Genomic DNA, 25,013 nt, shown 5'->3' on the forward strand with positions numbered 1-25,013 from the left:
GTCAGTAAGTGGCTAACGCGAAAGCAATATGAACGCGTCAGCCACTTACCGACTTACTGACTTATTAGTGCGTTTGTTCCGGCTGCGTACCACAGGGCGGCTACCGCTTTCTGCTGTTTGGTACGTAGCTCTTCCAGCTTGATCTCCAAGTCGATCAGCTTCGATTCCCGGCTATTGACCAGAAACAGAGAACTCTCGCCGATGTCGAATTTCTGCTGTTCTGCGCTGAGTAAAATCCGTTGGTTATTAACGGTCTGCTGCTGTATATCGATCTGGCGCTCCAGGGCTTTTAGCTCGTTCCAAGCAGCCTGAACATCATTGCTGATGGCCCGGCTGGTTTGTTGCCGTTCCAGGGTAACCTGCTGGTTTTTGATTTGAATTTGCCGAAGCTTACCCCGCTCTTTTCTCAGGAAGAGGGGAAAGGTGAGGTCCACACCGATTTTATGATTATCGGCCCTGAAGGCGTAATAGCTTGCCCAGTCGTAACCAACGCCTGCTGCGGGCGTCCGGCTCAGCAGATTGGCGTTTACTACCAGTTGCGGTTGCAGCAGCGACCGCTGAAACCGCTCATCCAGCGCCAGTTGCTGCCCTTTGGCCGTTAGTTTCAGTAACTCCGGGTGCAGGTCGGCGGCTTTGCCCAGCAACGCCTGAAGCGTTGCTTCGTCGAGCCGGCCGTTGGGGACCGGCTGGGGCGCCACGTTAGGCAGCAGATCAACCGGCTGGGGCGTGCCACCATCAGCACTGTTCCATAAAAAGACGCTCAGCCGCAATCGGGCATTTTGCAGATTGACCTCCGCCTGCTGGAACTGTACCAGCCGGTCCTGGGCCGTAATGAGCGCTTCGGTAGTATCGATAGCTGCCGCATCGCCCAGCAACGACCGCTGTTGTATGGCCCGAAAGCGGGTATCGGCTACCTGATATCCGTTCTGGATTAGTCGGTATTGCTGATACGCCATGTACCATTCCCAATAGGTTTTGGCTGCATCGAATAGGGTTTTGTTAATGAGTTTAAGGCGTTCGGCATCGGCCAGGTTAACGGCCAGTCTGGCCTGTCGCAGGGCAGTGCGTCGGGCGTCAATGATCAGCCCCTGACCAACGGGAACGCGTATCCCTAGGGCTGCCAGTCCGGTTTCGGGCACTCGGTTCTCGGGGTTGAGGTACTCACCAATGTTTCGGTCGTAGGTTAACTTGACGTCGATACCGGCGGGTAATACCGGCACCGTCAGGCCAGATTGCCATTGGTCGTAATACAAAGACTGCCCAAACTCTTTCCGGTCGTAGGTTGAGAATAGCTTAGGGTCAAAGGCTCCCCGGGCCTGCATGATTTCCTGCTGGGCTTCGCTGTTTAGCAAGGCAGCCTGCCGAACAATTGGGTGATGGCTAAAAACGACCCGGTAAAAATCGGCGGCTGTAAACAGGGTTGTGTCAGAGGAGGATGTTCCCGCTGGCTGTGCTTTAGCGATCGAATTCAACTGACTACTGATCAACAGACTTAAACCGAATATAATCGTCTTCATTTTTTGCTCTCTTCTTTGGGCTCCTCTTTCAAACTCGGCGGGAAACCGTTCAACTGCCGCCATAATTCATACCAGATCGGTACATCGTCGAGCATTACCCAGCCATAAACGCCCGAGCCCACCCGAAGTTGCTGTGGCCAGGGCTGGTCGCCTTTCTGTACTTTGGGTTTCACCAAAAGCCGATATTTGCCATTTACACTATTGACCGCATCGATGACGGCTACTTCACCGCCAAACGTACCAACAGCTACAGAAGGCCAGCCCGAAAACTGAATGGCAGGCCATCCGTCAAACTGGAGCCGCACCGTACGGCCTCGCTGAATCAGCGGCACATCCATGGGGCGGACGTATAACTCAATGGCCACTGAGGGGTGAGCAGGTTGTAATGTAGCGATCGACTCACCTTCTTTGATCATTTCCCCAATACCGGCTTTCATTGACCGTACTACAAAGCCATCCTGCGGGGCACGAACGACATAGAGACCCCGCCGAACATCGACACTGCTGATCTTATTCTGTAGTTTCGAAATCTCACCTTCCGCTTCGGCCCGGTACGAAACCGCTGAACTACGATCGGACATCGTTTTAGCTATTTTCTCCTGATAATCGGCCTGAATGGTGTTCAAGTCGAGCCGGGAGTTGATAAGCTCCTGTCGGGATACGTTCAGTTTATTTTCCTGGGCAATCACTTTGGCGTTATCTTCCTGAACTTTCAACCGGCGGGTTTCCAGGTCCGTCAGCGAAAAGAGACCATTGCGGTAGCCTTTCTCGAAGCGTTCAAGCCGGTCGAGGGCAATCTGGTAATTTTTCTGAACGGCAATCAGATCGGTGCTGTCGCTGATGACTTTGAACTGGCTCTGCCGTACTTTGTTACGTGCCGCAGCCAGCTTCACCTGCAAGCCTGCCTGTAGAGCCGCCAGTTGCCCATCCAGCGCCGAAATTTTAGCCCCTGTCGCTGTCAGGCTGCCTTGCTTGGCGTCCAGCTGTTCATCCAGTCGCTGGGGCAGGTTGGGATCGAAATAGTCGTCTTTGATCTCGGAAATAACCAGCAAGGTATCGCCCTTCCGAACGGCCTGTCCTTCCTGAATTTTCCAACGCTCAATTCGGCCCGCGATGGCATTCTGCACCGTTTGTGGCCTGTCCTGAGGGGTTAGTGCGGTTACACTGCCCTCGCCGTTAATGTTCTGTTGCCAGGGTAAAAACAGCACCGCCAGGCTGAGGAACAAGATGATCAGCATCCAGCGACCCAGCCGTCGACCGGCATCGGGCTGGGGTAAGGTATGCAGGGTCTTGAGCGGGTAGTGGTTAAACAGCTGTTCGTCAACCCGCTGATTGGATATGTTAAGCATGGGTTTCTGTATCTGTTTCTAAAGGTAAATCGGTGACGGTTGCAATTTTTTCAACGGCGGTCAGCAAGTCAAACACAGTATCAATGCCAGAAATTAACTTTTCGACCGAGCTGGTTATCAAAACAATAACGAGTTCGGCGGCTACAAACTGACCCAGCGACATTTCCCGACTTACCACCAGGGTTGTTCCTAAAATAAGCAGGCCCCCCGTCACGATGGTCTTGAAGGCGACGGCGCTGTAGAAGAATCGTTTCAATACTTTGAAGTGAGCCGATCGATAGGCTACGTAGTTGGCTACCAGGTCGTCCATACGGTCTATGGGTTCCATCGAGTCTTCCCGATGGCGGATCAGGGGCAGATCGCGGGCCAGATCTTCGAGCCAGGCCACCACCTTATATTTATACTTCGATTCGTTGAGGCTGGTGCGCAAGCCAGAAGGGCCATAAATCCAGCTTATAGCCACGATGGCCACCAGTGTAAACAAACCAAAGGCCAGAAAGACAGGGTGGTAAAATGAGAGCAGGATAATGCCGAACAGAATCTGTACCGCAGCGGCCGTCAGGTCGATGAGCAGTTTAGGCAGCCCTTTCTGAATGGTGAGCACATCGAAGAAGCGGTTCATCAGTTCAGGCGCGTAATAATCCGACAGAGCTTTGGGGTCGATGCGGGGCAGTCGATAGGTAAATTCAAAAGCGGCTTTGGCAAAAATACGCTGTTGGAGCACTTCGACCAGTGTCATTTGACCAACCAGTAGCAAGCCTGTAATGAGGACGCCTAGTACGACCATGCCAATCAGTACATACACTGAGCTGAAAACCAGTCCACCGGAAACCAGATTAAAAACGGCCTGAATACCGAGTGGCAAGGACAAACTAATTACGCCGGTTACGAGCGCATACAAGTAGATGTAGCCAATATCTTTTTTCTCCGTGCCCAGCAGCCGGAATAGCCGTTGCAGTGGAGAAGGCTGGGCTTGCGGGTAGGTGACTGAAGCCATATTAAAAAGGTTTAATCTCTTGATAGTAATACTATCAGTTATGCAAACATAACTTTTATGTCTGAAAGTTCGTTTCTTTGCTTACCGTTTTTTATGTCAGCGGTGTTTACGTTCGATAAATGGAATACACTGTACTGGTGCGGATGAACGAGAAGTTATTTCTACGTGATCCAGAGAGCTCAGAATTAGGTCGGCGAATAGTTCGGCAAGGTATCCTTTTGATGGCAGATATTGGCTTCGAAGAAATGACATTTCGTAAGTTAGCTGATCGCATCAACACAAAAGAAGCCAGTATCTATCGTTATTTTGAAAATAAGCATCGTTTGCTGGTTTATGTTGTTGCCTGGTATTGGCAATGGCTTGAATACCAGCTTATTTTTCAGACCAATAATCTGCCTGATCCCAGAGAGAAGCTGGAGCGGGTGCTGAAGTTGCTGTTACTCAAAGATGTCAGTTCTTTCAGCTCGCAACCTGTTGCCGACGAACTGGACATTGTGGCCCTGCACGGCATCGTTATTCGTGAAGCTAGCAAAGCCTACCTGACACGCCACATTACGGAGGATAACCGGCAGCAACTCTTCAAACCCTATAAAGATTTGTGCAGCCGTATTGCCGGTATTATTCTGGAGTACCGTCCCGATTATCCGTTTGCTCGCTCGCGTGCCAGTTCAATCATTGAAACCGCTCATTATCAGGCATTTTTTATGCAAAATTTACCGTCGTTAACGGATTTTGGTTCGAAACCCAACGAGACGCCTTCGCCAGAAAACGATGAGCGTCTGCTGCGCTTTCTTCAGCATCTCCTCTTTTCCTCACTCGAAACAGATACGTTCTGACCAAGATTATAAGTTCATACCGCTGCCCCGATCACTATAAAAAATCACCGGCTTTCGAAGTTCGAAGTGCCGGTGAAGAATACTACCAACCTAATTTCTAAAAATTGATTAGAGAAGGCAATATAAGAATGAATGGATACAATCTATAAATATTTATAAAATACACTGAATTAGTTAAAATAATTTTATTGGCTTTACCCTGTCCTTCCGCATACGCTCGCGTATTCATGCTGAAAGCTATCCAACTGCTAGGGTAGCCATGTTTGCCTATATATAATCTTATGACCTTACGTAGAATAAATTACTACATAAACTATAATTGAACGAATAATATATTTAATTAAAATTATTGTAAGGAATTTTATTTTATAGATCTGATACTTAGTAAAATATAATAATTTATAATTGTCCTTTAATCTACGTTATAGTTTTTCTTGTATAAACTCTCTATCGCTAATTGCATGAAAGAACGATTATTTGCACTTCTCTGCTTACTCCCTTTGCTTTCAGTGGCCCAGCAGCGCGTTGTGCGTGGTAAAGTGAGCGATGCTAATGGGAAAGAATCCCTCCCGGGCACAACCGTGACGGTGAAAGGTGGTACTGCGGGTACAGTAACCGATGCGCAGGGTACCTATCAGATAAATGTTCCTGACAAATCAGCAACGCTGGTTTTCTCGTCTGTCGGCTTTCAACTACAGGAGGTGTCTGTTGGTAATCAGCAAGTTATTGATGTGTCGCTTATTGCCGATACCAAGCAACTAAGTGAAGTTGTAGTAACGGCAGCGGGTATAAAACGAGACAAAAATGCGCTCGGCTATTCAGTATCAACCCTGGATGCCAACAAGCTGGCCCAGCGATCAGAACCGGACCCGCTCCGGGCACTTACCGGTAAAGTGGCGGGTGTCAATGTACAGGGGTCGGGTGGGGCCGCCGGTGGTGCAACAAATATTACTATTCGGGGAAACTCCTCGTTAGGCAATAACAACCAGCCCCTGTTTGTTGTCGATGGAGTACCCTTTGATAATTCCAGTTTTGGTGGTACAGATGGTACCGTGGGTGGCTCGACTGTTACTAACCGGGCCTTCGACCTGGACCCGAACAACATCCTGACCATGACGGTGTTGAAAGGTGCTGCTGCGGCAGCGCTTTACGGTTCCAGAGCGGCTAACGGAGCAATTATTGTGACCACAAAAGCTGGTAAGAGTACCAGCCGAAAAGGGCTTGAGGTTACGTATAGTACTGGCTATTCAACAGAAACGGTAGCCGGTTTGCCGGAATATCAAACCAAGTACGGCCAGGGGACAAACTTCGATTACCGGAGTGGCGTATTCGGTTCGTGGGGGCCTCCTTACGCGGGTTACACCAGCCTGATTCCAACACGGGCCACCATTCCGCATCCGCTCACGACGAATAACCGCTACCCATCAACGGTATTTCCGCAGTTTTATCAGGCCGATGGCATAACACCCATTCAGGTACCTTACCAGTCGTATTCGCAGGGTAACGCCAAAAATTTCTTCCGGACAGGAAACGTCTTTGAAAACGCCCTCTCAGTATCGACAGGGGGGGCGAAGGGGAATTTTACAGTGGGCCTTTCCCGGACGGGCAATCAGGGTGTAGTGCCTGAGAACCAGATTACCCGTACCGGAATAAACATTGGTGGTAACGCCCAACTGGACAACAAGTTCTACGTGAGCGGTGCCCTGAACTACGTCAACACCGAACAGGTATCTCCGCAGGTGACGGCGGCCAATGGCAGCGGTAGTTCCATCATGGATATCCTGATGTTCGTGCCCACCAGCTTCGACCTGACGGGCTACCCAAATACCAATCCGCTAAACGGCAACAACGTATATGACCGCGTTGGTACGGATAATCCTTACTGGTCGGTCAAAAACAGTCCGACGATTAGTAAGGTGGATCGGTATTACGGAAACGTTGTGTTGGGTGTTGATCCGCTGCCGTGGCTGAACGTGCAGAATACCGTTGGGTTCAATGCGTATACCGACCGGCGTGTGGTTGTCAATGGAAAAGGCGGGGATTACTTCCCGAACGGCAACATTACGAACGACAATATCTATCGGCAGGAGCTGGACAACACCCTGCTTGTAACGGCAACGAAACCCCTTTCGGAAAACATTGGCCTGAAAGTAATTCTGGGTAACAACGTTAACCAGCGGGTAACCGAGCGACAGGTCGTGTTTGGCGATGGGATCATTTTTCGGGGCATCAACTCGCTGAATAACACCAGCGTGACCATTCCCCGCGTGTTGCCTAACAACCGGAATAACTTCAAGCAACGTTACTTCGCGTTCTTCACGGATATTTCGCTTGACTACAAAAACTACGCGTTTTTAAACCTCGTAGCCCGTAACGATGTCTCGTCTACACTGCCCGCCAGCAATCGGAGCTACCTGTATGGCGGGGCCAGTGCTTCCCTGATCTTTACCGAAGCGTTGAAGCTGCCTAAAAACGTTCTTTCGTTTGGTAAGCTTCGGGCGGGGTACACACGGGTAGGTAATGAAGCTACACCTTACCAGACGCAAACCGTGTACATCGCCAATCCTGTTCTGGGCGTTGGCACCGGCACGGGGTCAATCTCATCGCCGTTCAGCGGTCAAAGCACACTATCTGAATCAGACTTGCTGGCTAACTCAGAGTTGAAGCCAGAGTTCATTACCGAGCTTGAGGTGGGTACGGAATTGCAGTTTTTTAATAACCGGATTGGCCTGGATATCACCTATTACAACAAGATCAGTACGTCGCAGATTTTCACGGTCAACGCTACTCCCTCATCGGGGTATACGCAGCGGGTAATTAACCTGGGGCGTTCGTCTAACGAAGGTATCGAGATTGGTCTGACGGCAACACCCGTAAAACTCAAGAACGGGTTTAGCTGGGATATTTCGTCGGCCTTTACCATGAACCGTAACATTGTACTGGACATAGGTGCGCTGAAAGAACTACCGTACGGTGGTTTCTCAGATCTAGGCAGCGTACACATTGCCGGTCAGCCCTACGGACAGATTCGCGGGTCGACGTATGCCAGAGATGAGGTGGGCAATATCCTGGTCAACCCGAATACAGGGAAGCCGATTCTGAGTGGTAAAACGGCCGCTATCGGTAACCCGAATCCAGATTTTATTCTTGGCATAACCAATACCTTTACTTACAAAGGACTTACGCTCAGCGCCTTGTTTGACTGGAAGAAAGGGGGCGACATGTATTCTTTTACGGCCTATGAACTGCTTAGCCGGGGCGCAACTAAAGATACTGAAGAGCGGGAGGCCATTCTGGTTGGGCCGGGTGTGCTAGGTGATGTGAACACGCTGAAACCTTTACTGGATGGCGAAGGCAAAAAAATTCCTAACAACATCGGTATTGCCGTAGCGGATTACTATTTCACGGGCGGCTTTGGTCCGGGTGGCGCGGGCGAAACGAATATCTTCGACGCCACCGTTTTCCGGCTTCGTGAAGTATCGCTGGGGTATCAGTTCCCGAAGAAATGGCTGGCTAAAACACCCTTTGGCGGTGCATTCCTATCCGTCAGTGGGCGCAACCTGTGGTATCTGGCTCCCAACTTTCCCAAGTACCTGAATTTCGACCCCGAAGTTAGCTCGTTGGGTGCCGGCAATTCACAGGGCTTCGATTTCATTGGTATACCGACAACCCGCCGTCTGGGTGTCAACCTGCGGTTCAGCTTCTGATTTTATTCATCAATCCCATTCGAATACCAACTATGCGATTTATAGTTTCCATACGACGTCTTTCTCTGGTGGGCCTGTTGTTTATCAGCTGGTCATGCAACAAATTCGTTGACATCAATACCGACCCAAACAACCCGGTTACGCCGGTTCTGGAGTTGCTCCTACCCGCTACGCAAGTTTCGATGGCGGGTAGTTTGCGGGATGTAAATCAGGGCACATCCATCGTGATGCAGCACCTGTACTCGAGTAACACCAGCCGTAATTTTCAGGATGGTACCGATTACCAGCAATCGTGGAATGCCCTGTATACCCAAACATTGAATGATATTGAGATTATCATTCGGGAGGGAACCCGCCTGCAACGCTGGGATTATGTAGCCATTGCCAAACTGCAAAAAGCCTATATCTACAGCCTCATGGTGGATATGTGGGGCGACATTCCGTACACGGATGCTACGCAGGGCAATACCATCTCCGACCCGGCCTTCGAAAGTGGTGCCACCATCTACGACAAACTCTTTGTCCTGATCGACGAAGGACTGGCCGATGCTGCCAAAGGGAACTTCGCCATCCAGCCCACCACCGCCGACATTATCTATAGAGGGGATAAAGCGGCCTGGATCCGCATGGGTAACTCGCTGAAAATAAAGCTGTTTAATCAGATTAGGCTCGTGCAGCCCGATAAGGCTAAGGCGGGAATAGCAGCCCTATTAAGCAGCAATGCCCCCCTTATTACGACCAACGCGCAGGATTTTGCCTTTCGATTCGGCACCACAGAAACCCCGGCCAACCGGCACCCCTGGCACCGGGCCGAATACCAGGCGGGTAAAAGCTACTACATGAGTCAGGGATTCATTGAGCGGCTGTTCAATACTGACGACCCCCGAATCCGGTATTACTTTTACCGGCAGACGTCGAACTATACGGTAGGCTTCACCCCAACGGGCAACGGTTATTTTGGCCGTTATACCGGCGATGCCACCGCATCGCCCAATGATAACGCCCTGAAAGCAACCGTGGGCGTGTACCCGGCAGGTGGTCTGTACGATAACAGCCCGATCAATAATATCCCGACTACCAATGTGTTCGTCACAAATTCAGGAGCTACATCGGCCCCCAAGGTTGTCACGAACCTGGATGGCTCCGGCGCGGGCGTTTTTCCGTTCATTACCAATGCCATGGTGAAGTTTATTCTGGCCGAAGCTGCCTTGACGATGGGTACGACCGGTGATCCAAAACAGTTATTTCAGGATGGTATCACGGCTCAGCTAAATAGTGTCAACACAATTTCGACCACGTCGGGCAATTCGGCACCTGTATTGCCTGCGGCTACCATTACGGCTTTTGTGGCAAATCGCACGGCTCAGTACGATGCGGCTGATGCGGCCGGAAAACTGAACGCCATCATGACGCAGAAATACATCGCCCTCTACGGGAATGGTATGGAAGCGTACAATGATTACCGGCGGACTGGATTACCGGTATTACCGGCTCCGATTGCTCCATTGAACACGTTTCCGCTCCGGCTAACCTACTCCATCACGGAACTATCGACCAACGTAACTATTTCCGACAAAGCCGACCAGCTTCAAACCGCTCAGCAAACAACGCCCGTTTTCTGGGACAAGTAAACCGACGCAACCATGAAAAAGATCATACTATATTTTTCTCTCCTTCTGTTGGTCGCCCTGGATTCCTGTAAAACAGAAGATTATGTTTGGGAGAACTGGGCGTATACCGCTGTTCCGCTGGTGGCTGTAAACACCGGCAAGTCGGCCCTGCCGACTATCGCTACATCTAACACGTCCTTTTTTGACTTGGGTGCGGCTGATCTTGGAAGTCAGGTGTTTGAATACACGCTAACCTGGGAAGGCTTCGGAAAAGCGGAAGTCAAGTCAATTGACGTGTATCTAGGTTTTGTCAAAGCCCCCGCTACTGGTAACCCGGCTTACCCGATCGTGGTGTCGCAGCCAGGCGGACTTTACCCGAGTGTAACCCAGTTCCCGTTACCAAGCCGCGTAGGAACGAACGATAAACTGTACGAAACAGTAACGCAGTTCCCCAAAACGTTCACCGTAACGGCGGCTCAAATGGCGGCCTTTACCAAAACGACGCTGACGACTGTTGCCCAGAATGATTACTTCATTTTCAAATTTATTCTAAACCTGGCCGACGGACGACAGATTGCGGGCTATCAGGAAAACGTGTGCGACGAAGCCCGTGGCGAAGTCGGCGATTGCCGCGTTGGCGTTCGCTTCCGCAGGAAATAATGTAGTGGGTGAACGTGAGTGGAGTAGTCAAGTACTAATCTATTACTCCACTCACGTTCACCCACCACACTACTCCACCAATTAACCACTCCACTCACTCAACTAATAACCACTAACCCAAACCTAACTCAATGCGTTTTTTATCCAGCACATTCTTTCTTGCCCTGTTGCTGAGTCTGACGACAGCATGGGCACAAACTGTCCCGTCGCCAAAAGAGCATTTTGGCTTTAACATCGGCGATAACTATCAGCTCGCCACCTATACGCAAACCGAGGCTTATTTTAAGAAAGTAGCCGCTGCATCGGACCGGGCCAAACTCGTGGATATTGGAATGACCGAAGAAGGTCGCCACCAGTACATGCTGATCGTGTCCTCGCCGGAGAACCTCAAGAAGTTAACTCGCTATCAGGAGATCTCCCAAAAGCTGGCGCGGGCCGAAAACCTCACCGATCAGCAGGCCCACGCACTGGCCGATGAAGGCAAAGCGATTGTCTGGATCGATGGCGGCATCCACGCCACCGAAACAGTGGGGACGCACCAGCTTATCGAAACGATCTGGCAGTTGGTAAGCCGGAAAGACCCCGAAACGATGCGTATTCTGGATAAGGACGTTATCCTGCTCACTCACGCCAATCCTGATGGGCAGGAACTGGTAACGAACTGGTACATGCGCGAAGCCACTCCCGAAAAACGGTCGCTCGACAACGTTCCCCGTCTGTATCAGAAGTACATCGGACACGACAACAACCGCGATTTCTTTATGCTCAACATGAAAGAAACGCAGAATATCGCTCGTCAGCTGTTCGTTGACTGGATTCCGCAGATCATGTACAACCACCACCAGCGCGGCCCGGCGGGTTCGGTGCTGGCGGGGCCGCCGTACCGCGATCCATTCAACTACGTGTTCGATCCCATGATGGTAACGGGTATCGACGCGCTGGGTGCCGCTATGATCAACCGGTTGAACTCGGAAAACAAACCGGGCTTCACCCGACTGGGCGGCTCGGTTTTCTCGACCTGGTATAATGGCGGGCTGCGGACCACCACCCACTTTCACAACATGATCGGCCTGCTCACCGAAATCATCGGCGGTCCAACGCCGGAAGATGTGCCCCTGGTGCCCAAACGCCTGATTCCGAACGGTAACACACCTTTCCCGGTCACGCCACAAAAGTGGTACTTCAAGCAGTCAATCGACTATTCCGTATCGCTGAATTATGCTGTGCTCGATTATGCCGCCCGTCAGTCGGATCATCTGTTGTACAACATTTACCGCATGGGTAAAAACTCCATCGAGCGGGGGAGCAGCGATTACTGGGCGCTCTCGCCAAAGCGGATCGACGCCATTGAAGACGCGTACAATAAAGACCCAAAAAAGGTGGTTCCGCCGTCCAGTGCGGCTCTGGCGCAGTACGGTATGATTCCGAGAGGAGGGGGAATGCCCATGAAGTATTATGATACCATCATGAAAGCGCCCGTTCTGCGCGATCCTCGCGGGTATATTATTCCCAAAAATCAGCCTGATTTCGCTACGGCCGTTAAGTTCATCAACGCGTTGATTCGAACCGGCATCCAGATTCAGGAAGCAACGGCCGACTTCACCGTAGCGGGCAAAAAATACCCGGCGGGTTCGTATGTTGTAAAGACCGATCAGGCGTTCCGGCCGCACCTGCTGGACATGTTCGAGCCACAGGATCACCCCAACGATTTCCAGTATCCGGGTGGCCCGCCGGTTCGTCCGTACGATGCCGCTGGCTGGACACTCGCTTACCTGATGAACGTTAAATTCGACCGTATTCTGGATGGCTTCGATGGGCCTTTCAAGAAACTGCCGTATGGCGAACTACAGTCGCCGGAAGGAGCTATTGCGGGGGCATCGGGTGCCGGTTATGTACTGAGTGCCAAATCGAATAACTCGTTTATTGCGGTCAATGACCTGCTGGCTTCGGGCGTTGAGGTGTATCGGCTTCCGAACGGCGTTGGCGAGAAAGCCACCGTTGAGGCTGGGGCTTTCTACGTTCCTGCATCGGCGAAGGCAAAATCGTTGCTTGACAAATCGGCGAAAGACCTTGGCATCCTGGTGACGGGTCTGTCAAAGCGCCCAGCCGGGTCGATGACCAAAGTGGCCCCCATGCGCATTGCCCTGTGGGATACCTACGGGGGTTCGATGCCGTCGGGTTGGGTGCGCTGGATGATGGAGCAGTACCATTTTCCGATGAAAGTCGTCTATCCGAATGATATCGATGCGGGTGATTTAAAGAAGAAATTCGACGTCATCGTTTTCGTAACCCGCGCCATTCCGCCAGTTGGCGGCAAAGAGGAGGATATCTTTAGCCTGATGGGTTCTGAAGCGAAAGTGGAAAATACCCCCGCCGAATTCCGCCCGTGGCTGGGTAAAATCACGGCAGCCAAGTCGGTGCCGCAGATAAAATCGTTCCTGGAAGCGGGCGGTACGGTGGTTACTATTGGCAGCAGCACCAATCTGGCGTATCACCTAGGCTTACCGGTGAAAAACGCCCTGACGGAAATGACGGCAAGTGGTGCCGAGCGGCCTTTGCCCGGCGAGAAATACTACATTCCCGGTAGTGTATTGCGCGTGAGTCTGGACTCGACCCAGCACGCTACCTGGGGCATGTCGAACCAGAGCGACGTGTATTTCGATGCCAGTCCGGTATTTAAAATTGCGCCCGATGCCATTGCCAAAGGACTGGTGAAACCACTGGCCTGGTTCGACAGCAGTAAGCCACTCCGTAGTGGCTGGGCGTGGGGACAGTCGTATTTGCAAGGCGGTGTAGCGGCTTTCGAAGCGCCCGTTGGTGCGGGTAGGCTGTACGCGTTCGGCCCTGAGATCACGTTCCGGGCGCAGTCGCACGGTACGTTCAAGCTTCTGTTCAATCAGCTGTATACCACGGGTTCGAGTAGCCAGTCGGCCGTGGCTCCGGTAGCAGGACAGGAGTAACAAATTTGCTACATTTACAGCCCGAATGGCTCTGTGTGGGTAGTGCGTTTTTACGCTCCTGCATAGAGCCATTCGGGCTTAATAATCTACGCTACTTTATGGAAATCGGTAATCTGTTTGCTTCTATTCCCGGCTCGTTACCCGAGGAGTTGTTCGACGAAATACTCACCGGTGGTGCTTTCAAGCTGGAACGTATCGTCTCGAAAGGGCATACTTCACCCGAAGGGTTCTGGTACGACCAGGACAAGCACGAATGGGTGCTGCTGGTGAAGGGCGCAGCCATGCTTCAGATCGACGGCATTGACGAACCCGTTAAACTGCTGCCGGGGATGCACATCAACATCCCCGCTCACCTGAAGCACCGGGTGGCCTGGACAAAAGAAGATGAGGAGACGATCTGGCTGGCAATCTTTTACTGATGGTAGGGACGATCGCTCAAAAATAGTATTTTGCTTTACTCTCCCGCAAACACGCCTTCCTGTGGGTCGTGCGTGACAACCCGCTCTATCTTGCCCACCAGGAAAATATAGGAACAGGCACCAATCAGGCCCAGGGCTCCGACGAAGACGAGTGCGGGTTTGAAATCGCCGTCCTTCGCCAGATAGCCGATCACGATAGGCACCACGATGGACGCCAGATTACCCATGAAATTGAACACGCCACCTGTTAAGCCAATCAGATGTTTGGGTGATAAAATAGAAACGAATACCCAGGAGATCAACGCCATGCCCGAGCCAAAGAAGGCCAAAGCCATAAAGGCGATGATCAGTGCGGTATCGTTCGTGTAATTGGCCCCGACAATGCTGATCGACAGCAGTAAACCGATGATGATCGGGGCTTTCCGCGCCATCGTTACCGATTTTCCCTGCTTCACCAGTCTGTCGGAAACGAAGCCGGAAAGGAGCAGCCCCGCGCAGGCCGCCAGAAAAGGTACCGATGCCAGATAGCCCGATTTGATGAAATCCAGTCCACGGTATTTGACCAGATACGTTGGAAACCACGTCAGGAAGAACCAGAGCATAGAGTTAACGGCAAACTGCCCGATGTAAACGCCCCATAAGGTGCGGGAGGAGAACACCTGCTTCACATTTACCCAGCTCCAGACAGACGCTTTGTTTGTGCCTGCCTGTCGACCTCTGAACAGGCCGCCCCCTTCTTCGATGTAGGTTAGCTCAGCTTCGTTTACCTTCGGATGGTCGAGTGGGTCGCGGTAGAACAGGTACCAGACTATACCCCAGATCAGCCCAACGATACCGGTACATACGAACAAACCCTGCCACCCGAACTGACTCTGGATATAAGTCAGTACGGGTGTTAAAAACGCAAGGCCGATAAACTGCCCCGAAACATACAACGCAATGGACGAAGCCCGTTCGTGTTCGGGAAACCAGCTTGTAACAATGCGGTTGTTGATGGGGTAGGAAGGTGCTTCAAACGCGCCCGTTGCTAGCCGAAGCGAAAAAAGGCCGGCAAATCCCCGTACAAACCCCTGGCAAACAGTGGCCAAAGACCAGGTAATTAGACAAAACGCGTAGAGAATTCGGGGGCCAAAGCGGTCGGCTATGAGGCCACCCGGTATTTGCAGCAGGGCGTACGTCCAGCCAAAGGCCGAGAAAATGAACCCCAACTGTTCAGACGATAGGTTCATGTCTTTACTCAGCGCTGTTCCCGCCACCGAAATATTGCTCCGGTCGAGGTAGTTGATGACCACGTTGATAAAGACGAGCGCCAGCATACTATAGCGCACCCGTGTCTTTTTGTCTTTGCCGATTACTTGTTCCATTTCTTTACGTGTTGGTTAGGGGTGGTCAAGGATGGTTAGGTTTTGTCAGGCGGTGGTCAAGTGCGGTCAGGTAATGGTTAGAATTGGAAATCCTTGACAATACCTGACCCTTCCTGACCACCCTTGACAAAAAAATTACCTTGCCGTCCAGCCGCCGTCGACGGTTAGCATGGAGCCGACCATGTACGAACCGGCATCGCTGGCCAGAAAAATAGCGGCTCCCTGAATCTCCTGAAGTTGACCCCAGCGACCCAGCGCCGTGGCACCTACTACAAACTTGAGCCCTTCTTCTGTATCGGCGATGGGAAGGTTCATTTCGGTGAGGAAGGGACCGGGACAAATGGCGTTGACGTTGATGTTGAACGGGGCCAGTTCCAGCGCCAGAGCGCGGGTCATCTGCACAACGGCCCCTTTGCTGGCTGTGTAGGGAGTCCGGTTCGATAAACCTACTAAACCCAGCGTACTCGCCAGATTGATGATGCGGCCCCGACCATCTTTTTTCATGTAGGGCGTTACAGCCCGGCAGCATAACCAGGTACCCGTTACGTTGACTTCCATTACCTTGCTGAACTCGGCGGGGGTAAGCTCGTCAATGGGACCGCGAATGTTGATACCGGCGCTATTGATCAAAATGTCGATCCGGCCAAAGGCATCGAAAGCTGCAAGTGCCATCGCTTCGGCCTGTTCGGCGTTCGCTACGTCCGCTGCGAAGGACAAGGCTGTTACGCCATAATCGGTAGCTAGTTCCTGAGCGGCTGCTGCGCCTTCATCGGCGTTGCGGTTCACCAGCATGATGTTGGCACCGGCCGAGGCCAGTCCGGCCGCCATGGCTAAGCCTAATCCTTTGGAGCCACCCGTAATGATGGCTGATTTTCCGGTAAGGTCAAATAGACGGACGCCCGGAAGTAGTTCTTTACTCATTTTTTATCGTTTGTGGTTGTATTGCTTTTAATCATAAACCTATAAGGTTTTGAAAACCTTATAGGTTTGAAGCGACTACACCAGCCTCAGCTTCGCTTTGCTGTAATTGATGCAGGCGACAATGTTTTCCTCTTCGAGGGCCAGCTTTTCATCGGTACTTAACTGAGCAACTCTTGGAAGGCCGCCGGGGTATTTATGTTGCTTCACCAAGCGGAGCATACGTGCCAGATCGGAACCGGGCACGCTGCCCATCGTTTCCCAATAGGCATTGGTCAGGCAGGGAATTTCCAGCGGGTCGCGGGTGATCATTTCCAGGCTGAAAGTACCCGACGGATTGTGCTTTTTACATAGCTCGACCATCTTTGGTAAATCCAGAATGCCTTTGCCCATGGGTACTTCCGACAGCAGATAGCCATCGGCGTATTCCTCCACCGCCATGTCTTTCACGTGGGTGCTGAAGGTATACGGCGCCAACGTCTGAACGACTTCCATCGGGTCTTCGAGCAGGGCCATGCTGTTGCCAAAGTCAAGCGTTACGCCAATCCATTCGCTGTTGACCTGCTTTAGCAGGTTGACCAGATCCGGGGCGCGCCAGTCTTTGTGGTTTTCGACACCCAGCTTTACTTTGTACTTGCGCAGCACCGGCTCAGCCAGTTGAAGCGACGCCAACGCAGTTTTTTTTAACTCCTCAAAAGCTGCGGGCGAGTGGTAGGTTTCGTAGCGTCGGCCCGTCGAACAAACCGTTCGCAGTACCTGGGCTCCGGCTTCGCGGGCGTTGATAACATCCTGCTCAAATTTGGGGACGTCCTCCGCTTTTTTGGGTAGACCGATGGAGCCTTCCAGATAGAGGCCATATTTCTCGCGCTCATCGCGTACTTTTTTGGCAAAATCCGTCGACCAGCCGTTTACGATCACCTGGACCCCACCGGCACCCAACTGGTGGCAATGGTCGAGCAACTGAATGGCGTTGGTAAAGGCCGGATACTTTTTGCTGTCGGCTTTCGAGTTCCAGCGGCTCCAGTACGAATGCACCACAATACCCATTGGCCGGTCTTTTAAAAAAGCTGGCAGTTGCGGAAACGACAGCGCCAGGGCACCAAGGGATGCGTTTTGTAAAAAATCTCGTCTTTCCATTACTGTAAGGAAGGTTAGGAGTTCAGGTAACCGGGTTATTTGCCGCTGGTGGCTTTACCTTCGGAGATGTAATTGTTCAGCTCTTTGGCCGTCCAGGGAACTACCCGGCCCTGCGAGGTAACACGTGTCATACTCACCACCCGCTTGCCGATAGGGCCGGCATTGTTGCCCCACTCGTTGCGGATATACATCAGAATGGCCGTGATAGAGCCGTCGTCCATGGTCGAATGAGAGGGCATGACCGGTAAAATATCTGGTACATCATACACCCGTTTGGCTACCTCTACGGGGCCTTCCATGCCGTGAAGGACAATGAGCGACAGCCGTTTTTCATCGCCCAGAACCCAGTCGGAGCCGATGAGCGGGGGCGCAAATCGCTTGAGTCCGGCACCGTCGGTTCCGTGACAGCCCGAGCAGGTGCTGAGGTAAATCTGCCGCCCCGACGCAAATAGTTTTTGCTCGTCGTCGTTCAGCAGACTCTTTTTGGGTAAGGCTGTCTTACTGGCAACGTGACCGGGCCACTCGAACATGGCATTTAATACAGCCAGCCGCTCAGGTGTGATTTTATCCGTTGGTTGAGTCAAGATTTTAGGAGCCGCTGCCAGCTTAACGGGCTTTAGTTTGCTGGTGCTGCCCTGAATCGTCAGGCTGGTGAGCATGGCTTTTTCCTGCCAGTTCGCTGTTTTGCTAATATTGAGCCGGTTGAGTAGTGCCGCTAATTCGGTCGGGTTACGTTTGCGAATGACCGACGTAGTAAGCATTTCCAGAAAGATTTCCTTAGCCGGTTCCTGCGTTTGCCATTGGGGTGAGGTCAGTAGGGTTTGTAAAAAGGCCAACTCCTGATTGAACAGACTGCTCAGGGCTGCATCCCGAATCAGGGCCGATTCGCCGTACTTGTTCAAGATGCCCGCTAACAGGCGCTGCGAAGTTGCCGGGTCCAGAACCCCCGCCGTAAGCGTCATCTGTAGAACCTGCTCGATGGGCGCTTTCTCCCACTGGTTTAGTAGTTGCTCGCCTAGCTTTGTCCGAACGGCTTTATCGGCCTTCGCGAAGGGTTCCAGCAAACGCAGGGCCGTTGAACTGACCAGCGGGTCGGCATCGGTCAGCTTCGCGGAAAGCAGATCAGGACTGCTCATTTTTAAGCCATCCAACGTCCACAAGGCGTGAAAACGACCCAGGTTGCTGGTGCCTCTTCGGGCCAGATCGGTCAACGCCAACTGTACACTTTTGTCGTTTCGCTCGATGAGCAGCCGCTGGGCCATGTCGCGGTGCCAGCCGTCGGGGTTGGCTAGTTCAGCCACCAGATCAGCCGATGAAGCCGCCGATAGTTTCTTCGCTTTTGCCGGTTGCCAGTTCTCCGGCACGATGCGCCAGATACGGCCCCGATGGACGGGAAGGACCAGATCTCGCTCAATCGTTTTTTCTTTCAGATAGGGCGTTACGTAGGCGCTGTGCTGGATAAGACCTCGGTACATATCGGCTACGTACAACCCGCCATCGGGTCCCGTTGCGGTGTGAACTGGTCTGAACCGCTCGTCGGTCGACGCCAGAAATTCCTTGCCGGGATGCGGGTCGCGGGCGGCAATCAGCAAATCTTTATATTCTGATAGGTTACGTTTGATAAGGTTTCCGGCCGGCTCGCACACGAATACGTTGTTGTAAAAAGGCGCGGGCAAGGTTTGCGCCCGATACACGAGGGGTGAGCAGGCGGCCGTAAATTCCAGTAAGCGCCCGTCTTTATCGAGTGTTCCCGGTATATAGCCCCGGTTAACGGCGGGGTTGGGACGGATGGGGTATACGCGCCGGTCGATGGTAAGGCCGTGGTCGATGCCCGTGGTAGGCGTGTGGTGTTTGTTGCGGGATAAGTAATTAGGCGGCACCAGATCGGCGTGGAGTTGCGACCAGTTGTAGTTGTAATGCAGTCGGCCGCGGTCGTCGTGGCTGATGCCCCACTGGCCACGCGCTTCGGTGCTGTCGCGCAGCCATTTGCCATCGACCTCACGATAGCGGAAGCGTGATTTGGCGTTGTAAAACCAGTTGTCCATACTGCGCCAGAGTCCGTTGCCCGAATGTTCGGGAAGGCCGCTGCCCGCGTAGTCTTTGTCGATCAGGGTTTTGGTGTCGGCTTTGAGGTCGCCGTTAGTATCTTTAGTGAGCCATAGTGCGCCACTTTCGGCTACGAGTGCCCCACCTTTAATTAGGGCCAGCGCTCGGGGCATAACCAGGCTATCGAGGTAAACGGTACTGGCGTCCATCTGCCCGTCGCCGTTGGTGTCTTCCAGCACCGAAATGCGTCCAACGGGTTTGTCTTCGCCTTCGCCATTGATGTTAGGCATGAACCCGCGCATCTCGACCACCCACAGCCGACCGTCTTCATCGAAGGTAATCACGACAGGGTCCTGTACCATCGGCTCAGCTGCTACGAGTTGTATTTTCAGACCCGGTTCAAGCTGAAAGGTCGCTTGTTCTTCGGCGGGGGTATGGGCAGGAGAGGGACCATCGTCCAGCAAACTGCCAATCTTGCCCTTGAAGCTTAACAGTCCGAGGAGACTGGCACCCAACACGTATAGGTAATGAACGGGCTTAGCCATGAACGAGATACAGGTTTTTTACTTTCGGAATAACCTTGGTGTGATCAATCCACCAGTTCTTATAAAAGCTTTTTCGGTATTGCAAATACTACAACTTGTTCTATATTTTTTACAATTTGAGCTGTTCTTGCCTGTAGTACCGGCGGGACGGTCGGGCGAGATGTAGGTTACTTCACCGCCGATCGCGACGGTCGGTATTACAGTAAAAACCAGTTACTTTTTGATTTAAAATCTACATTGGTTCACTCGAAGAATACAGTTAGAGCATGTCAAGTCGATTCACAAAGCAGGTTGCTATTGTTACAGGAGGTGCCGATGGCATCGGAAAAGGAATTGCCAAACGAATTGCGTCGGAAGGTGCCAGGGTTGTATTGTTCGACGTCAATACCGCATCGCTAGATCGTACTGTAGCGGAATTCACGGAGCTGGGGCTGGCTGTTAGTGGTCAGACCATCGATATTTCGGATGAAACGTCGGTCATTTCAGCCGTTGATCAGGTCGCTAAAGCCTACAGTCGGCTGGATATCATGGTCAACTCGGCGGGGATTGTGGGGCTAACGAGTACCAAAATCACGGACTATTCGGTGGATGACTACGACCGGATTTACCGCATCAATTTACGCGGAGCATTCCTGATGACGAAGTATGCCATCAAGGCCATGGAGCCGCGCAATTACGGACGAATCCTGCATATGGCGTCCATTGCCGGAAAAGAAGGTAACCCGTTTATGGCCGGGTATTCGTCCATGAAAGCGGGGGTTATTGGACTGGTCAAAGGCGTCGGGAAAGAGTATGCCGAAACGGGCATCACCGTCAATGGAATCGCCCCGGCGGTTATCAAAACAGCCCTTAATGAAGATACTGCCCCCGAACAACTGGCTTATATGCTGGCCAAAATACCCATGAAACGGCTGGGAACGGTGGAGGAAGTGGCATCGCTGGCGGCCTGGATTCTATCGGAAGAAGCTAGTTTCAATACCGGCTTTATCTTCGATCTATCGGGCGGGCGCGCAACGTATTGATAACCCTCACAACCCTCTGTGCGTATTTTGGGTCAAGTGCTGTAAAGACGCGGATATGAAATGGCTATTTCTCGTTCTGCTGCTTGGTTCCTGTCGTCAGGAGCAGGCTATTCTCAGTCAGTGTGGGGTAAATGATCCCCTCACCGACTTACCCTGGCTACAGAAACTGGCCAGCAACAAAGATTTGGGAATAAGTATAGTCCAGGGTACTTACCAGAATCAAACCGTCTATGCTGTTTCAACGTGTGGTCGTTGTTTCGCAGGGCCATACATCACGGTTTATCGGTGTGATGGATCATCCATTTGCAGCGGTCTTGCCGCTGATGCAGCAGCCAGCGGATGCAGTAAAATCGCTCAGAACCTGGACGATAAACGGACGCTGCTCAACGAGTAGGACAGAAAAAGGGAGGTAAACACAAGTTGGTGACAGTTACGGCCCGTTATTAAACGGCTGTTATGCCCATTAAAGCAGCCTATAATTTTCCAGCAGGACTTAGTTCACTCGTTGCATTAACATCCCCGGAATAATAAATAATCCGGCTTGCCAGGTACGGTTTTTAAACTTGGTATCAGAATCGACACCCGGCAAAAATAAATACTCATTGAAGGCGTTGAAATAACCTACTTCCAGACCGATCCATTTGTAGCGGTAAGCTACACGAGCGGTTAGACCTACCTCCACAGGTCGATTGTTACCCGCAGGTGTTGGGGAGTAAGGTGAATAGACACTGTTCTTGACGAGCCAATTCACTTCCGGGCCGACCAACAGACTGAGATTAGTTATTGGATAAAAGCCAATCAAAGGCGTAAGACCTACGTAGTGAAAGCGGTTTTGATACATTACATCGCTGTTTTGATCGTAATGTGCATACCCTTTTTGTTGATAGTTAGCTTCTATACGGTATGCGAACCGTTTGCCAAAACCTTGTTGGTAGAATATACCTGTATAAAAGGCATCACGTGGAGCATATCCTTTATTGGAATATGTATTTCCTGAAGCAGAAATGAAAACGTCAGTCGTCACTCGTTGAAAGCCTCCTTTAATCCCGAAATAGTTCTGAGAACCAGTAGATTGGCCAAGTCCTAAATTGGCTGAAAGAATACTTATACAAGCAATCATTAAATATGTACTTTTCATAAGATCGCGTTGAGTTAATAGATTGTAGATAGGCTTTATTATTGAGCAAAAAGCGTTAGGTCGCTGATATCAACCGGGGTGTTTTTGTAAAGTAACTCTACTACCTGTTACGACATGCGTGCAACAACCAGTCGTTTATTTAAAGTTAACCCCCGTCGTGATACTAAAGCCTTCGAACTTCACCCGCGTAGACCCGGCATCGTACGGAGTCGGATATGAAAAATTGCTCAGGTAGCGTTCGTAACGCAATGTGACAGGAATGCTGATTTTCTGCCCATCAATAGTCACACCGATTCCCGCCAGCCCACTCACCGCCGAGCGGGTTACCGGGGCCAGATTGCTACTGTAAAAGACCGGACAAGGCGCGACAATGCAGTAAACAATCTGCTCCTCTTTGTAGGTGCTGCTGATAATGCGATTATAACTTACACCAGCCTCCAGAAATAGTAGTTTGCCGCTGGGCAGGACGTAGTGCCGATAAACTACCGGAATCTTAACGGTAGAAAGGCTGAAAACAGGTATTGCCCAGCTTGAAACAGGCCTGACATCCCGCACCTGCGTCCAGGACGGTTGAACGTGCAGGGAACCCAGGCTGGTGAGCCGATAGCGCAGGTCGATACCCGCGAGCAGGTCACTGTGTGAGCTGAAATGATCCGGGAGTCGGGTGCTTACGCGGGGATAAGTGTAATTCAGTCCTGCGAATATACCGAAGCCAAACCGGTTGATTTTGACGGTTGCGGACTCCTGCGCGTACAAACTCGTCAGCGTCAGGATCAAAACAAGCAGAGAGGTAAATAGATGTTTCATTGTCAGGTGTGTTGGTCTGTTTTCAGGAAATATCGGTTGTTTAGCTTTACTAAAAAAGCAGGATTCAGGTAGGACGTGATCTTCTTTTTAGCAACTAAGTTGAAATTACCGATTGGTTATGTCCCAAAGCGATTCATACGTTCAAATTTCCTTATTTTTGGCTTAAGGCCCGATTTTAGGCCGTTTTTCAATCATAAACCACGTTATGTCACTGCCTTTGCCCCGTATCACTGCTTTTGCTCTGCTGAGTGCCGGATTTATAACTTTATCTGCCAGTTACTTGCCCCTCGAGGACTTGTTTACAGCGCGCGTGTTCACCCCGGAAAATGGATTTACATCGGGCGTTGAAGGCCCGGCTGTGGATAAGGCCGGTATGCTCTACGCGGTCAATTTTGCGAAGCAGGGGACTATTGGGCAGATTACGCCAACTGGTCAGGCAAGTGTATTTGTTGAGTTGCCGGAAGGGAGCATCGGCAACGGTATTCGCTTCAGCAAACGGGGAGATATGTTCATTGCCGACTACCCGAAACACAACATCCTAAAAGTAGTGATGGGGACAAAAAAACTAAGCGTTTTCGCCAATGAACCCCGCATGAATCAACCTAACGATATTGCCATCGACAGTCAGGACCGGCTCTACGCCAGCGACCCGAACTGGAAAGAAAACACGGGCAATATCTGGCGCATTGACACCGATGGAAAGGTAACCCTGCTCGAAGCCAACATGGGTACTACCAACGGAATAGAAGTTAGCCCCGACAACAAAACGCTGTATGTCAACGAGTCGGCGCAGCGCAAGGTGTGGGCGTACGACTTGTCGAAGGCGGGTAAGGTTAGCAACAAACGGCTGCTGATCGAATTTACGGACTTCGGCATGGACGGCATGCGGTGCGACGCCAAAGGCAATCTGTACATTGTCCGGTACGGCAAAGGCACCGTGGCGAAACTATCGCCCGCCGGGAAACTGCTTCAGGAAATCAAGCTGATTGGTCAGAAGCCCACCAACATCGCGTTTGGCGGCAAAGACGGCCGGACGGCATACATAACCTTGCAGGATAAAGGCAACCTCGAAACTTTCCGCGTCGACACGCCCGGCCAGGAATGGATGATGCGGCAGAAATAGCGCGAATGGAGAGGGTTGAAACCTGTTTACAGATTAAGGCACAAAGTGCACAGAGATTCTACAAGGATAGAAGGCGACCTGTAGAATCTCTGTGCACTTTGTGCCTCTGTGGAAAAAAAACAGTTTTCGGGATCAGATCGAAGCTACAGAGACAGCAACCCCATCAAAAGCCAGAACTGATGAAAAACCATCTGGCTTTTGAGCGCTCCCAGTGCTTTGTACAGCAGATTGGCCACCGATTGCCGGTTAATTTCCATTAAAGCCGCAATCTGGTCGTTTTCCAGCCCGTTATAGAATTTAAGAAAAACAACTTCCTGCTGGCGCTTGGGTAGCGTGTTTATCGCCTGACGTACTTTATATTGACTTTCGGAATCGGCTTCGCTTTGTTCGATTTCCGTTTCAATCGTCTGCCAGTCCGATAGATCGCTAACCTCCAGGCTGTTCAGCGACGATTGTTCTGGCTTACTCCTGCGAAACTCCTGCAACAACTGATTCCGAAGCGATTTGAACAGATAAATCGAGACATACTGAATGGTAGTGGTAGCGCGTTTCTCCCAGATACGGATGAAAATCTCCTGGATCGAATCTTTTATAAAATCCCGATCCTCCGTGAAGTTAGTTGCATAGGCAAACAGGGAGCGGTATTGCCGTTCGGCCAATTGGCAAAAGGCCGCTTTATCTCCATCTTTGGCTCTATGCCAAAGGTTCAGTAAGTATTCGTTCTCTTCGATAAGTCGATGTCGCTGATCCAAAATACCCTGTTTTTTTATCGAAAGGTAAAATAACGGTAAAATTCAGGAAAACATAAATTATACGCCGATGAATTGCGAACGCGACAATCTATCATGCGTTTTCTGA

The 25,013-nt window shown here is 51.4% G+C and carries 19 protein-coding genes; 9 read left to right on the forward strand and 10 right to left on the reverse strand.

Annotation, left to right across the window (positions count from 1 at the left end; all coding sequences use genetic code 11):
* Positions 1-53: 53 nt before the first annotated feature.
* Genes NT073_RS28680 through NT073_RS28690 form a run of 3 tightly spaced genes read right to left on the reverse strand, consistent with a single transcriptional unit; the run spans position 54 to position 3,863 of the window.
* Complete coding sequence (locus NT073_RS28680) at positions 54-1,517, reverse strand: TolC family protein (protein WP_297380886.1); 1,464 nt, start codon at positions 1,515-1,517, stop codon at positions 54-56.
* Positions 1,514-2,866 (reverse strand): HlyD family efflux transporter periplasmic adaptor subunit, encoded by a 1,353-nt coding sequence (locus NT073_RS28685; RefSeq protein ID WP_297380891.1) that lies wholly within the window; start codon positions 2,864-2,866, stop codon positions 1,514-1,516. Before NT073_RS28685 ends, NT073_RS28680 begins: the two co-directional genes overlap by 4 nt.
* Positions 2,859-3,863, reverse strand: a complete 1,005-nt coding sequence (locus tag NT073_RS28690; RefSeq protein ID WP_297380894.1) for an ABC transporter transmembrane domain-containing protein — start codon at positions 3,861-3,863, stop codon at positions 2,859-2,861. Before NT073_RS28690 ends, NT073_RS28685 begins: the two co-directional genes overlap by 8 nt.
* Positions 3,864-3,982: 119 nt before the next feature.
* Between NT073_RS28690 and NT073_RS28695 the strand changes: the two genes are divergently transcribed.
* The 6 genes from NT073_RS28695 to NT073_RS28720 all read left to right on the forward strand — a co-directional run bounded on the left by NT073_RS28695 (position 3,983) and on the right by NT073_RS28720 (position 14,055).
* The gene (locus tag NT073_RS28695) at positions 3,983-4,699 is read left to right on the forward strand and encodes a TetR/AcrR family transcriptional regulator (RefSeq protein ID WP_297380897.1); all 717 of its coding nucleotides are present in this window, start codon (positions 3,983-3,985) and stop codon (positions 4,697-4,699) included.
* A gap of 461 nt (positions 4,700-5,160) precedes the next feature.
* On the forward strand, positions 5,161-8,406 hold the full coding sequence (locus NT073_RS28700) for a SusC/RagA family TonB-linked outer membrane protein (protein WP_297380899.1): 3,246 nt from the start codon (positions 5,161-5,163) through the stop codon (positions 8,404-8,406).
* 32 nt (positions 8,407-8,438) lie between these two features.
* On the forward strand, positions 8,439-10,037 hold the full coding sequence (locus NT073_RS28705) for a SusD/RagB family nutrient-binding outer membrane lipoprotein (RefSeq protein ID WP_297380901.1): 1,599 nt from the start codon (positions 8,439-8,441) through the stop codon (positions 10,035-10,037).
* 12 nt (positions 10,038-10,049) lie between these two features.
* Positions 10,050-10,676 carry a hypothetical protein gene (locus NT073_RS28710; protein ID WP_297380902.1) on the forward strand — a complete coding sequence of 209 codons (627 nt, stop codon included), beginning with the start codon at positions 10,050-10,052 and terminating at the stop codon, positions 10,674-10,676.
* A gap of 131 nt (positions 10,677-10,807) precedes the next feature.
* A complete protein-coding gene (locus NT073_RS28715; protein WP_297380904.1) occupies positions 10,808-13,636 on the forward strand; it encodes a M14 metallopeptidase family protein in 2,829 nt (942 codons plus the stop codon).
* 98 nt (positions 13,637-13,734) lie between these two features.
* Positions 13,735-14,055 (forward strand): phosphoribosylaminoimidazole carboxylase, encoded by a 321-nt coding sequence (locus NT073_RS28720; RefSeq protein ID WP_297380906.1) that lies wholly within the window; start codon positions 13,735-13,737, stop codon positions 14,053-14,055.
* 35 nt (positions 14,056-14,090) lie between these two features.
* Here NT073_RS28720 and NT073_RS28725 read toward each other — a convergent pair whose 3' ends face one another.
* The 4 genes from NT073_RS28725 to NT073_RS28740 form a co-directional block, all read right to left on the reverse strand.
* A complete protein-coding gene (locus tag NT073_RS28725) occupies positions 14,091-15,419 on the reverse strand; it encodes an MFS transporter (RefSeq protein WP_297380908.1) in 1,329 nt (442 codons plus the stop codon).
* A 135-nt stretch (positions 15,420-15,554) separates the two neighbouring features.
* A complete protein-coding gene (locus NT073_RS28730; RefSeq protein WP_297380910.1) occupies positions 15,555-16,340 on the reverse strand; it encodes a glucose 1-dehydrogenase in 786 nt (261 codons plus the stop codon).
* 75 nt (positions 16,341-16,415) lie between these two features.
* Entirely contained in the window at positions 16,416-17,474 is a 1,059-nt protein-coding gene (locus tag NT073_RS28735; protein WP_297380913.1) for a sugar phosphate isomerase/epimerase family protein, read from the reverse strand.
* 35 nt (positions 17,475-17,509) lie between these two features.
* Positions 17,510-20,065 (reverse strand): c-type cytochrome, encoded by a 2,556-nt coding sequence (locus NT073_RS28740; protein ID WP_297380916.1) that lies wholly within the window; start codon positions 20,063-20,065, stop codon positions 17,510-17,512.
* Between the two features lie 266 nt (positions 20,066-20,331).
* Between NT073_RS28740 and NT073_RS28745 the strand changes: the two genes are divergently transcribed.
* Positions 20,332-21,087 carry an SDR family NAD(P)-dependent oxidoreductase gene (locus NT073_RS28745; protein WP_297380919.1) on the forward strand — a complete coding sequence of 252 codons (756 nt, stop codon included), beginning with the start codon at positions 20,332-20,334 and terminating at the stop codon, positions 21,085-21,087.
* A 55-nt stretch (positions 21,088-21,142) separates the two neighbouring features.
* Positions 21,143-21,481, forward strand: coding sequence for a hypothetical protein (locus tag NT073_RS28750; RefSeq protein WP_297380920.1), 339 nt, complete (start codon positions 21,143-21,145; stop codon positions 21,479-21,481).
* Positions 21,482-21,580: 99 nt separating this feature from the next.
* Here the strand turns inward: NT073_RS28750 and NT073_RS28755 are convergent, their stop codons facing one another.
* Positions 21,581-22,225: an outer membrane beta-barrel protein gene (locus NT073_RS28755; protein ID WP_297380923.1), complete on the reverse strand. Its 645-nt coding sequence runs from the start codon at positions 22,223-22,225 to the stop codon at positions 21,581-21,583.
* Positions 22,226-22,360: 135 nt separating this feature from the next.
* Positions 22,361-23,032, reverse strand: coding sequence for a hypothetical protein (locus NT073_RS28760; RefSeq protein ID WP_297380926.1), 672 nt, complete (start codon positions 23,030-23,032; stop codon positions 22,361-22,363).
* A 205-nt stretch (positions 23,033-23,237) separates the two neighbouring features.
* Here NT073_RS28760 and NT073_RS28765 point away from each other — a divergent pair, with 205 nt between their 5' ends.
* On the forward strand, positions 23,238-24,155 hold the full coding sequence (locus NT073_RS28765) for an SMP-30/gluconolactonase/LRE family protein (protein WP_297380929.1): 918 nt from the start codon (positions 23,238-23,240) through the stop codon (positions 24,153-24,155).
* 143 nt (positions 24,156-24,298) lie between these two features.
* Here the strand turns inward: NT073_RS28765 and NT073_RS28770 are convergent, their stop codons facing one another.
* Complete coding sequence (locus tag NT073_RS28770) at positions 24,299-24,907, reverse strand: sigma-70 family RNA polymerase sigma factor (protein WP_297380932.1); 609 nt, start codon at positions 24,905-24,907, stop codon at positions 24,299-24,301.
* Positions 24,908-25,013 lie beyond the last annotated feature (106 nt).

Source organism: Spirosoma sp. (assembly GCF_026391055.1).
In the GTDB taxonomy this organism is placed as follows: domain Bacteria; phylum Bacteroidota; class Bacteroidia; order Cytophagales; family Spirosomataceae; genus Spirosoma.